9 protein-coding genes are annotated in these 12,187 nt (G+C 65.0%); 5 read left to right on the plus strand and 4 right to left on the minus strand.

The features are described from left to right. The first annotated feature begins 72 nt into the window (after window positions 1-72). From FRC96_RS01850 to FRC96_RS01860, 3 genes are read left to right on the plus strand one after another with little or no spacing between them, the layout of a single operon-like run. Window positions 73-1,539, plus strand: coding sequence for an ABC transporter substrate-binding protein (locus tag FRC96_RS01850; RefSeq protein ID WP_230469771.1), 1,467 nt, complete (start codon window positions 73-75; stop codon window positions 1,537-1,539). Window positions 1,540-1,577: 38 nt separating this feature from the next. Beyond that, window positions 1,578-3,269: an ABC transporter substrate-binding protein gene (locus tag FRC96_RS01855; protein WP_146972340.1), complete on the plus strand. Its 1,692-nt coding sequence runs from the start codon at window positions 1,578-1,580 to the stop codon at window positions 3,267-3,269. Window positions 3,270-3,283: 14 nt separating this feature from the next. Beyond that, complete coding sequence (locus FRC96_RS01860) at window positions 3,284-3,937, plus strand: hypothetical protein (protein ID WP_146972341.1); 654 nt, start codon at window positions 3,284-3,286, stop codon at window positions 3,935-3,937. On the opposite strand, the gene FRC96_RS01865 is transcribed toward FRC96_RS01860, so the two are convergent. Beyond that, window positions 3,927-4,859, minus strand: a complete 933-nt coding sequence (locus FRC96_RS01865; protein WP_146972342.1) for a LysR family transcriptional regulator — start codon at window positions 4,857-4,859, stop codon at window positions 3,927-3,929. The genes FRC96_RS01860 and FRC96_RS01865 overlap by 11 nt on opposite strands. 124 nt (window positions 4,860-4,983) lie before the next feature. Here FRC96_RS01865 and FRC96_RS01870 point away from each other — a divergent pair, with 124 nt between their 5' ends. Further along, window positions 4,984-5,514 (plus strand): YceI family protein, encoded by a 531-nt coding sequence (locus tag FRC96_RS01870; protein WP_146972343.1) that lies wholly within the window; start codon window positions 4,984-4,986, stop codon window positions 5,512-5,514. Window positions 5,515-5,697: 183 nt separating this feature from the next. On the opposite strand, the gene rpoD is transcribed toward FRC96_RS01870, so the two are convergent. From rpoD to FRC96_RS01885, 3 genes are all read right to left on the minus strand, one after another. Continuing rightward, window positions 5,698-7,500, minus strand: a complete 1,803-nt coding sequence (gene rpoD, locus FRC96_RS01875; protein WP_283808877.1) for an RNA polymerase sigma factor RpoD — start codon at window positions 7,498-7,500, stop codon at window positions 5,698-5,700. Window positions 7,501-7,712: 212 nt separating this feature from the next. Beyond that, a complete protein-coding gene (dnaG, locus tag FRC96_RS01880; protein ID WP_146972345.1) occupies window positions 7,713-9,542 on the minus strand; it encodes a DNA primase in 1,830 nt (609 codons plus the stop codon). Between the two features lie 245 nt (window positions 9,543-9,787). Beyond that, complete coding sequence (locus FRC96_RS01885) at window positions 9,788-10,798, minus strand: hypothetical protein (RefSeq protein WP_230469779.1); 1,011 nt, start codon at window positions 10,796-10,798, stop codon at window positions 9,788-9,790. Window positions 10,799-11,059: 261 nt separating this feature from the next. Here FRC96_RS01885 and FRC96_RS01890 point away from each other — a divergent pair, with 261 nt between their 5' ends. After that, window positions 11,060-12,094, plus strand: a complete 1,035-nt coding sequence (locus FRC96_RS01890) for an MBL fold metallo-hydrolase (protein ID WP_230469772.1) — start codon at window positions 11,060-11,062, stop codon at window positions 12,092-12,094. Window positions 12,095-12,187 lie beyond the last annotated feature (93 nt).

The raw sequence follows: 12,187 nt of genomic DNA on the forward strand, positions 1-12,187 counted from the left end.
ACCAATACGGTAAAAACCTGTAGCTCTTCGCCCCCCACTGCACTTATTGAGGATTTTATGGGCGCGCCTTCGATGAAAACTCTCCTCGCACTTCCTCTTCTCGCCGCACTCGCGCTCAGCTCCGGCTGTAGCCTCACCCTGGATCTGAACCAATGCACCTCCGACAGTGACTGCGCCGGTGACCAGACCTGCTCGGCCGAGGGCCTCTGCGCCGCCCCGGGCGAAGACGAAGGCCGCCAGCTCACCGGCGGCCCGTGTCAACGCCTCGAAGGCGAGCCCGAGAGCAACAACCCCTTTCTAATGGGCGTGGTCCTGCAGCTCTCCGGCAGCGGCGCCGGCTTCGGCACGCCGATGCTCGAGTCGATCCTGATGGCGACCAACAACATCAACGGCTTCGGCGGCATCGCCGGCCGCCGCATCGGCCTGGTCGTCTGCGACACCCAGGGCAGCAACGCCACCGCCCGAGAGGCCGCCGAACACCTGGTCGACAACGCCGGGGTCAGCGCCATCATCGGCTTTAACTCCAGCCAGACCATCAGCATCAGCCAGGACATCACCGTCCCCAACGACGTGCTGCTGATGAGCCCCTCGGCCACCACCCAGACCATCAGCGGGCTGGCAGATAACGATCTTGTCTTCCGCACTGCGCCCAATGACGAGTTCCAGGCCGAGGCCTTTGCCGAGCTCCTCTCCCACACGCTCGAGACAACACTCCCCGATGCCGGCGTCGCCGAACCCAAGCTCGCCATCATGGTCCGCCGCGACGACAGCTACGCCGAAGGGTTGAGTGAGACCATCATTCCCATGCTCCCCACCGCCATCACATCCGGCGGCGAGGATCGTTTCACGGTCAACAACTACACCAACTCCGGGGTCGGTGAGCCGGTCGACTACACCGGCGATGTCGCTGTGGTCGCCAGCCAGAGCACCCCGCCCGATGTCGTGGCCATCTTCGGCAGCGCCGAGGCCTGGGAGCTGATCTCCTACTTTGAGATCGCGCTGGAGAACCAGCCCCTCTACTTCGGCGTCGACGCCATGAAGAACGCCCAGCTCGCCGGCCAGGCCAACACCAACCTGGAAGGTCGCATCTGGGGCACCGGCCCCCGCAACATCGGTGACGCAGGCTACGTGCCTTACCTGACCTTCCGCACCCAGTTTGAGTCCCGCATCGAAGACGATCCCGACAAATACCAGTTTGTCGCCAACGCCTTCGATGCCGTCTATGCGCTGGCCTTTGCCGCGGCCGCCGAAGGCTTTACCGGCCCCGAACTCGCCCAGGGCCTGCGCCGCTTAAGTGAAGGCCCCGAGATCACCCCGCGCGCCGCTGAAGCCCAGCAGGCCATCAACACCCTCTCGGCCGGCGGCTCGGTGACCTACCTGGGGGCCAGCGGCCCGATGTTCTTCGATCAAAATGGAGATCCACAACCCACACCGATCTCGCTATGGTGTTTCCAAGACGCTTCCGTTCCTGAAGAGGGCGAGATCTACTCGGAGACCCGAGCGTTCACGCCCCTGACCTGCTCCGAACCCGAAGGCTGAGGTTTTTGCTCGGCCTACGCCCTGTTGAGGCACCCTCGATGAACCTGCTGCACCGGCTTATTGGATCGTCCGTACTGGCCACCGCGCTGCTCTCCGGAGCGCTCGCTTTAAGCGGGTGCAGCCTGCTCATTGAGACCGAGACCTGCCAGTCCAACGCCGACTGCAACGGGGGAACCTGCTCCGCCGACAACATCTGCGTCGACGACGACGCCGCGCTCTGCTCCGAGGAGCAGCCCTGCCCCGAAGGTCAGCTCTGCGACGAAGCCGGCCAGTGCGTCTCCACCGAAGGGCTGCTCGCGCCGCCTTGCGAGCTGAGCTCCGGCAACATCACCGCCGACAACGCCTTCAACCTCGGGGTGCTCCTGCCCCTCTCGGGCCCCGAAGAGGGTTTTGGCCGGCCGCTGCTCGACGCGATCCGTCTGGCCCAGTCCGACTTCAACGGCATCGGCGGCGTGCTCAACCGCCCTGTCGGCTTGATCATCTGCGACACCCAGGGCCTCGACGATGAGGCGCTCGCCGGTGCCCGCCACCTGGTCGAAGAGGCCGGCGTGGAAGCTATCATCGGCCCCGACTACTCCAGCCAGACCATCGACATCGCCACCAGCCTGACCATCGACAACGAGGTCGTGCTCATCAGCCCCTCGGCCACCGCCGCCACCATCAGCGGGCTCAGCGATAACGACCTGGTCTGGCGCACCTCCGCCTCCGATGTCATTCAGGGCATCGCGCTGGGCGAACTTCTCACCTTCATGCTCAACGACGTCGTGGAAGCGGAAGCGCCCAAACTGGCCCTGCTCACCCGCCGCGACGACACCTACGCCGACGGCCTGCAGAGCGCGCTCATCGCCCAACTTCCCGCCGAGATCACCGGCGGCGATGACACCCGCTTTGCGCCCTACAACTACGCCAACGCCAGCGCCGGCCAGACCGGCGATGACTACTTCGACACCGTCGGCGACGTCATCGCCGACGCCGCCTCCAGTGGCGAGCCCGACGTGGTGGTGATCCTGGGCTCCTCGGAGGCCTGGGAGATCGCCGAAGCGCTCGACGAGGGCCTGGAAGGCGCGCCCCTCTACGTCTTCGTCGACGCCGCCCGCAACACCGACCAGGCCGAGGCCGCCCCCGAGTCGCTCCAGGGCCGCATCTGGGGCACCGCGCCGCAGAACATCGGCGCGGCCGACTACGCCCCCTACATCAGCTTCCGCCTCAAGTACCTCTCGGAGTACAACCGCGATCCCAACGACTTCCAGTTTGTCGCCAACGCCTTCGACGCCCTCTATGTCGTGGCGCTGGGCGCGGCCGCCGAAGGTTTCACAGGCCCCCAGATCGCCGAGGGCATGAAGCGCTTAAGCTCCGGCAACACCGTCGACCCGGGACAGAGCCAGGCGCAGAACGCCATCAACACCCTGCGCGGCGGCGGCTCCATCAACTTCCGCGGCGCCTCCGGCCCGCTGAACTTCGACGACAATGGCGACCCGCAAGCCAGCCCCATCGCCCTGTGGTGCTTCGACTCCAACCGCCTCCCGGAGAGCGGCGTCATCCTCAATGAGATGCTCGAATTTGTGCCCCAACGCTGCGGCGAAGAGCCCTTCGACGATGACCCCGTCGATGAGGGCGACGCCTCAGCCGACGTGGGTCCCGACGCCGAGCTCGACGCCGACCCGGATGTTGCTGACGACGACGCCGTCATTGAACCTTCCGACACCGAACTCTCGCGAGATACCGACTAAACCCGGAGCCCGTGATGACCTCTCCCACCTCCCCTGTTCACTTTGTCATCACGGGCTTTGAGCCCTTTGGCGACCACGCCTACAACCCCTCCTGGGACGCCGCCAGCACCATGGCAGAGACCCTCGGCGCGCGCGCCCATCTGCTCTCGGTGACCTACTCCAGCGCCGCGCAATTCGCTCGCGCCCACCTGGAGTCACGCGCCCCGGAGCCCGGATCGCGTATCCTCTTTGTGCACCTGGGACTTGCGGCGCGCCGCGACCATCTGGCCTTTGAAGAGCGCGCCCTCAACCGCCGCGACCACATCCCCGACAACGCCGAGCGCCCCCTCAACCCCTCGCTTCCGGCCGAGCAACCGCTGCGCGCCGACGATCTTCCCCGTCGCCACACCCAACTTCCGCTCGCGCGGCTTCGCGACCATTACGAAGCACTTCGCCAGGCCGAGCCCGATCTTCCCCCGAGCGCGCTCAGCCAGGATTGCGGCTCCTACGTCTGCAACGCGCTGCTTTACCACTCGCTGCGCGCCGCCGAGGCCGCCCGGGCCCGCGGCATCCACGCCGACGCCCTCTTCATCCACCTCCCGCCACTCTCCCCCGATCAAGCCCACCGCACCGGCCGCGGACTGGCGAAGTCCTTCGCCGCGCTCTTCGACGGCGACGTCAACGCTTAAGCCCCTGCGCCACCGCGACCTCCTCCAGGGTGCGGCGCAGCCACTTATGCGCCCCGCTGCGATGGGTGCGCGGGTGCCAGGCCATCGACACCGTGCCCCGCTCCAGCTCCACCGGCGGCTCAAAGATGCGCAGCGGCAGGTAACTCGCAAAACTCTCCGCCACGCTGCGCGAGGTTGTCAGCACATAATCGGTCGTCGCCACCAGGTGCGGCGCCACCATAAAATGCGGCACCACCACGGCCACCCGCCGTGAGCGCCCCCGCTCAGCCAGCGTCGCATCGACCACCCCCTCATCATCGCCGCGCGGTGAAACGAGGATGTGCGAGAGCTCGCAATAGGTGTCCAGATCCAGCGTCTTCCCCACCCCGGGATGCCCCCGGCGCACCACCGAGACCAGGTCGAGCTGAAAAAGATCTTTTCGATAGAGCGTCTCCGGCACATGCTCCGGCAGCCCCAGCGTCAGCACCAGATCGAGCGCTCCGGTGGCCAACCTCTCCACCGGCGAGCTCCCTCCGAGCTCGCGCACCCGCAGATCGACGCCCGGCGCCTCGCGCTCCAGGCGCTCGATCAGCGGCGGCAGCAACACAAACTGCGCATAATCATTGGTCGCCAGCCGGAAAACCCGCGCGCTGCTCGCCGGATCGAAATGCTCCGGCGGTGAGACCGCCACCTGCAGGGCCTCCAGCGCCTCTTTGAGCGGACCGGCCAGCTCCTGCGCGCGCTCGGTGGGCACCATCTGTCGTCCCGAGCGCACCAGCAGCTCATCGCCAAAGACCTCGCGCAGCCTCCCCAGCGTGTGGCTCATCGCCGACTGGCTCAAACCCACCTGGCGCGCCGCCTCACTGACACTTCCCACCGTCAGCAGCACATCGAGCGCCACCAGCAGGTTCATGTCCACGTCTTTTAAATGAATCTGGTTCATAGCAATAACGTATATTATGCATTTGAAAGATAAAAGCCTGTGCGCAGACTTGGGGATGTCGCAGCGAACCCGCTGCACAACAACTCATTCAACTCCTTCAAAAATGCCCTACAGGAGTCACACCATGGCCAACGCCACCTGGAACTTCGACATCTCCCACTCCGACGTCACCTTCAAAGTGCGCCACATGATGTTTGCCAAGGTCACCGGTCGTTTCACCGACTGGACCGGCACCCTGGAGTTCGATCCGGAGAACCCCTCCACCGCCAAAACCACCGTCTCGATTCAGGCGGCGAGCATCGATACCTCCAACGAAGACCGCGACAACCACCTGCGCTCCGGCGACTTCTTCGACGCCGAGAAGTTCCCCACCCTCGAGTTCGAGAGCACCAACTTCAAGACCGAGGGCAAGAAGATCCTCATCGAAGGCAACCTGACCATCCGCGACGTCACCAAACCGGTGACCCTTGAGGCGGAGTTCCTCGGCAAAGCCGTCGATCCGTGGGGCAACGACCGCATCGGCTTCAACGCCTCGACGACCATCAACCGCAAAGAGTTCGGCCTGACCTGGAACCAGGCCCTTGAGGCCGGCGGTGTGCTCGTTGGCGAGAACGTCGAGATCGACATCAACGTCCAGGCCGTCAAAGCCGGCTAAGCGTTGCATTCACTCGCCGCCGCGCCTCCCGACTCTGCGATCCTACCTACACGCATCGGGCGCCGCGGCGGTGAGCGAGCAAAAAAAAGACCGCCGGAGAATCTCCGGCGGTCTTTTTTTAGCTGATTGCAGCCACTGCGCGATTGCTTAGTCGTCGCTTCCGGGACTCATCGCCCCGGCTCCCTAAAAGTCGACAAAGCTCTCAAGCTGCTTGGCGCGGCTGGGATGACGCAACTTCTTGAGCGCCTTGGCCTCGATCTGGCGGATACGCTCACGGGTGACGTTGAAGTCCTGACCGACCTCTTCAAGGGTGTGGTCAGACTTGCCGCCGATGCCAAAGCGCATGCGCAGCACCTTTTCCTCACGCGGGGTGAGCGTGGAGAGCACCTTGCGGGTCTGGTCGGAGAGGTTGGAGTTAACCACCGCCTCCGAGGGGTTGACCGCTTCTTCATCGGCGATGAAATCACCCAGCGAGCTGTCCTGCTCCTCGCCAATGGGCGTCTCCAGGCTGATGGGCTCCTTGGCGATCTTGAGGACCTTGCGGACCTTCTCCACCGGCATGTCCATCTTGTCGGCGATCTCGTCGGGCGTCGGCGGGCGTCCCAGGTCCTGGACCAGGTAGCGCTCGGTACGCGCGAGCTTGTTGATCGTCTCGATCATGTGCACCGGGATACGGATCGTGCGGGCCTGGTCGGCAATGGCACGCGTGATCGCCTGGCGAATCCACCAGGTGGCGTAGGTCGAGAATTTATAACCACGCTGGTACTCGAACTTATCGACCGCCTTCATCAGGCCGATGTTGCCCTCCTGAATCAGGTCCAGGAACTGTAGGCCACGGTTGGTGTATTTTTTGGCGATCGAGACCACCAGACGCAGGTTCGCCTCGACCAGCTCGGCCTTGGCGCGCTCGGCGATCTTCTCGCCAGCGAGCACCGCCTGGTAGGTGATGCGCAGGGAGTTGACCGACTGGCCGGCCTCGATCTCCACCGCACGCACACGCCGGCGAAGGCTGCGCATCTCCTGGTAGATCTCATTGAAGCGACCCGCGGTCATACGGCGACGCTCGAGCTGCGCGATGGCATCTTCGTCGTCGACGCGCAGACCCCTGGCGATCTCGGTGGCCTCCACGAAGGTAAAGCGCGTCAGGCGCTGGGCCCGCGCAAGCTCACTCTCGGCCTTATCAATGCGCAGGATCAGGCCCTTGAACTTGGCCACGATCTTGTCGGTGTGCTTCTTGGTCAGGCGCACGTTCTTCATCAACGCGAACATCTCGCGGCGATTGGCCTTGATCTCTTCGCGCAGCTTCTTGCGATCGACCAGCGAGATGCCACGGCGCGTGATCAGCTCTTCGCCCAGCGAACGGTTGCGCTTATGCAGCTGGCGCACCCGGTCGATCTGGTTGAGGAACCAGCGCATGCGCTCCTCCAGGCTCATCTCGATGACGTTGCCCTCTTCATCGCGGGGCAGATCCTCGGGGTTGGGCGCCTGCAGCACGCTGGTCAGCTTGACCTTGCCGGCCTGCACGCGGTTGCCCAGCAGGATCATCTCGCGCACCCCCACCGAGGTGCTCAGCACCACCGTCAGAATGGTCTTCTCGCCCTCCTCAATGCGCTTGGCGATCTCAACTTCGCCCTCACGCGTCAGAAGCGGCACCTGACCCATCTTGCGCAGGTACATGCGCACCGGGTCGGTCCCCTTGACGAACTCATCGCTGCCCTTGGTGGCCTTGGCCTTCTGCGCCTTGGTGTGCGGCACGTCGCTCTCGACCTCAACCGGCGGCTTGTATTGCGCCGGTTTGTCGACCATTTGAATCCCCAGCTCCACGAAGAGCATCATCATATCGTCGAGCTGCTCGCTGGAGAGGGTGCCGGCGGGCAGGGCGTTGTTGACCTCATCGTAGGTCAAAAACCCCTTTTCTTTCCCCATGTCGATGAGCTTTCGAACTTCCAGGCTGGTCGCTCGAGGGTTCGATTGGGCTGTGAACATCAAACTTCTCCTTGGTACGTGCCACTTCGACCGACGGATCGGGTCGGCGCTGTCGTCGCGTTTACTCCCCCACCCCATGTCTTAGATGGTCGAGGAGGCCGGGGCAAGAAACTGCGCTTGAGGATGGTTATTCCGGGCGAACTCAAAGGATTTCGCTAAGTTATCAACGCCTTATCCTGATTTAGGGGGGTTAGGGTGGCCACTTTCATGTCTCATCCCGAGGCCGAGCTCGGAGAGCTCGCGTCAAGATCGAGGGCCTTTCGAAACTGGCGAACCTGCTCAAGCTGCTCGTTGATCTGCACAAAGCGCTCCCGCTCGCTGCGAAAGTCGACGTTGTTGAGCTCCCGCTGCAGATGCTCGTCCATGCGCACCGCCCAGGCCTTCTTGAGCGTCCGCACGCAGTCCCGATACCAACGCAGCGCCTCTTCCGGGCCGTAGAGGCGCTGACTTTCGACCTCGGCCAGAGCCGCGATCACCGTCTCACGCATCCCGCCCGGCGGGGTGGCCTCTAAGAGCAGCGGCCGGTTGATACCATCATGGGTTTGGTAGTGGTTTTGGACCACGCGCAGAAAGTCGGCAAGTTCTTGACTGGAAAGGAGTTTGTCAAGCTCTTCGCGAAAAAAGTCCGAGAGCCACTTCGGCTGATCGAGCAGGACCGCCAGCACGCCGTACTCCGCGCTGGGAAGCCGCGCGCCCTGGCCGGCCTTCAGCACGGCCTGACGCGCCTGGTCGCGCCGCTCGGGCGGACGCTTGAGATAATCTTTTAAAAGCGCCGGCTCGATCGCCAGGCGCCGGGCGACCTCCCGGGCGTAATGCTCCCAGGCGGCCGGCTCTTTAACCTGCGTGAGGATGGTACCCACCGATTCGAGCGCGCCCAGGCGCGCCTCGATGGTGGCGCCTTCCACCGGCTTGATCGCCCGGTCGAGCGCCCAGGCCACCAGCGGCTGCGCCGCCTCCATCCGCGCGCGCAGCGCGTCTGCGCCCTCGCGTCGCACGAAGGTGTCGGGATCGTCGGCCTCGTCAAAACGCACGACCAGCGCCTCCAACCCCGCGCTCTCTAACGCACCCAGACATCGCAACGTGGCCTCCTCGCCAGCAGAATCGCCATCAAACGCAATGATCACCCGGCGCGCAAAACGCCGCAGAAGACGCGCCTGCACCTCGGTCAGCGCGGTGCCCATCGGGGCCACCGTCACGCCGATGCCCGCGCCGTGCAGCGCGATCACGTCGAAGTTTCCCTCGACCACCAGCGCCTGTTCCTCCTTGCCCATGGCCGACTTCGCCACATCGAGCCCGTAGAGCTGCTCCCCCTTGGTATAAAAGGGCGTCTCCGGGGAGTTGATGTATTTAGCGCCGCCGCCGTCCGAAGCAAGGGCGCGCCCGCCAAAAGCCAGGGTATTTCCCCACACGTCGACCACCGGAAAGACCACGCGATGGCGAAAGCGGTCGTAATGGCCGCCGCGATCGTTGGCGATCGCAAGCCCCGCACGCTCAAGCCAGGCCGGCTTAAAGCCCTTCTTGCCCAGCGCCTCGATCGTGTTCTCCCAGCCATCGGGCGCATAGCCCAGCCCGAAGGTGCGCGCGGTCTCTTCATCAATGCCGCGCTCAGCAAGATAACGACGGGCGACCTCGCCGCGCGCCCCCCAGAGCTGCTCCTGATAGAAGTCGCGGGCGGCGTCCATGATCGCCAGGTAGATCTTTTTGCCCTCGCGGCGCTTACGCGCCGCCTCGGCCTGTTGCGGGCTCTCCTCGGGGATCTCAATGCCGGCGCGCTCCGCTAATGTGCGCACCGTCTCCGGGAAGTTCCACCCCTCGATCGACATTAAAAACTGGATGACGTTGCCGCCCTCGCTGCACCCGAAGCATTTGTAGATGCCCATCCCCGGGTGCACAAAAAAGCTCGGCGAGTTCTCGTCGTGGAAGGGGCAGAGCCCCTTGTAGTTGTTGCCGGCGCGCTTGAGCGAGACGTACTGCTGGACGGTCTGCAAGATGTCCGTGCGAGCGAGCACGTCTTCAATCACGGACTGCGGTATCAATCCCATGAAGTCTCATCGTGCGTGGAGAGGGGGAGGCGGAGGCGCCGAGAGCGGCGTCCTCGCGCCAACGAGGTTGGCTGCTGCGGGCGAGACAAGGGCGCTAAAAACAACCTCGCAGAGTGACCGCGGAGTCAGCGGAAGCACCAGCGCCGGTCGATCAGTGTACCAGCCGGCCATCCTCTGTCAAATTTTGTGGAGTATTATCGCTCCACCCCCGCGCGCCCGCAACGCGCGGGGGAAAGACCTCGCCCTCACTGCGTCACGCAGTAGGCCCCCGGAGAGAGCGAGGCGATATCATCGCGGCAGCGCTCGCCATCGCCGCAGTCCTCGCAGGGGCAGTTGAGGCAGTCGCGGGCCGGGCGCACGCTCCGGCACTCCGCCCCGGTCAGCCCCAGCGCGCAGACCTCGCTGGCCTCACAGACCGTGCCGCAGGGCTCCCCGCGCAGCGGACGTGGGCCGCAGTAGAGCGGGTCGACCTGCTGGAGCCCGGGCAAACAGCTGAGGCCTTCGCCCTGGGTGCACTCGATCCAGCCAAAGCCGCAGCCGCCGCTGCCGCAGGCGCCCTCTTTGCAGTGACCCAGCCCGCAGCTTGTGCCGCAGCCGCCGCAGTGGCGCGCGTCGGTCTCCAGATCCACGCACTCCCCGTCGCAGAGGGTGTAGCCGGGGCGGCAGGCGCACTGGCCCAGGTCGCAGTAGGCCCCGGCCGGGCAGACCTCGCCACAGCCGCCGCAGTTGTCGGCGTCGCGCAAGACCTCCTCGCAGGCGTTGTCGCCGCCGCAGGCCTCCATGGTGCCGGTGCAGCCGCACTGGCCGTTGTTGCACGTGCCAAACTCGGCGTCGCAGGCGTTGCCGCAGCTGCCACAATGGTTCGGGTCGGTGGCCAGGTTCACCTCCTGGCCCTCGCAGATCTCGAGGCCCGGGTCGGTGGCGTCTGGAACCTCGGCGTCTGGAACCTCGGCGTCGGGCTGGTCGGCATCGGGCTCGCCGACGTCGGGTTGGTCGGTATCTGGGACTTCGGCGTCGGCAACGCCGGAATCGGCATCCGGAGCGCCTGTGTCGGGGTCCCCCGGATCGGAAGGATCAACCTCCGCGTCGCCCTCATCGCGAGCATCGCCCGAGGCGGCGTCGCCCGGATCTTCCAGGTTCCAGCCGGTATCTTCGTCGGGCTGAAACTCTCCACTTTGAGGATCAAAGCTGCAGGCCGCAGCACCCAGCCCGAGCGCCATTATCGCCACGCCAATCATCCGCCACGTTACCATCATCGCCTCATTGCATTGCGCCACCGAAATGCAGCCCGGTCGCCCATCGTTTTGCCTCGCCAGCTACGGCCATCACGCAGCCCCGGCCCCCGTAACGTTAGCTGGCGCATCCCTGTCGTCATCGTCTTCCACTTTATGCGATCCCCCGGCGACTCGCCACTTGGCAAGAGCAAAGCCCCGGGTGTAGGTCTGCCCTCCCCCGCGACGCCTCACCATGAGACGTCCTCCCCGCATCCCACCTTGAAGCCGCACCGAGGCACCACCTTGAGCAGCACATCGACCGAGACCTACCTTCGCAAACCCTGGGGAAGCTCCGTTCGCATCGAAGACGATCTGTGGCGGCTGCGCTTGAAAAATCCGGTGGGAAGCCTGCTGGTCAACACCTTCGTTTACCGGCACCGCGACACGCTGGCCGTCATCGATCCGGGCTGGCCCTGGGAGGTGCAGCTTCTGGACGACGCGCTCAGCGATCTGGGATTCGGAGGCATCAAAGCCGTCACGCACTGGCTCTACACCCACAGCCACATCGATCATATGGGGGCGGCGGTGCTGCTGCAGCGCCGCAGTGAAGCGCCGCATATGGTCTGGCCCTGGGTGAAGCCCGAGCTGGAGCGCTGGCACCACTACCAGGATCGTGTCAACAACTGGACGCCCTGGGTGGAGGAGGCCTTTGCGGAGCCGCAGCGCTCCCACATCCTCAAAGAGCGGGTCGGTCGGAGCGCCGGGGGTGCGCGCATGCTCGAGCTCTTCGGGCCCGGCGCGCTCACGCACACCCGGAGCTACGAGGTTGGCGATACCCTGGAGGTTGGCGAGCTTCGCCTCGAGCTGCTGGATGCCCGCGGGCACGACCCGAGCCACCTGGCGCTGTGGGAGCCCACCCGACGCTGGCTCTTCTCCGGCGATCTTCTGCTGGCGATGCCCAGCCCCTTAAGCCGCGCGATGGGCGACGATCTCACCCTCTACGAAGAGAGCCTCAAACGCATCGCCCGGCTGCCCGCCGAGCTCTTACTGACCGGCCACGGCACCCACCAGCGCGGCGACGACATCGCCCGCGCCGTGGCGCGCTCCCGCGACCAGATCACCTCACTCGACCTTAACCTCCGCCAGGCGCTGGGCCCCGAGCCCACCGATCTCTACAGCCTGGTACTGAAGATGGTCGGTGGCAAAGCCCTGGAGCCCACCTCTCGCTGGTGGGTTCATATCGCCAACAGCGACACCCACCTCCAGCGCATGGTCGAGCGTGGCGAGGCCGAGCGCATCAACGATGAGCGCGGGCCGCTCTACCGCAGCCGCGGCTGAGTGATGTTTGAACGCCTGGCACCCGAGCGTTCCTACGACTTCGGCGACGCGATCGAATGCCTGGCACCCGATCTTTAGTCACAAGATCGAACG

Source organism: Lujinxingia vulgaris (assembly GCF_007997005.1).
Lineage (GTDB): Bacteria > Myxococcota_A > Bradymonadia > Bradymonadales > Bradymonadaceae > Lujinxingia.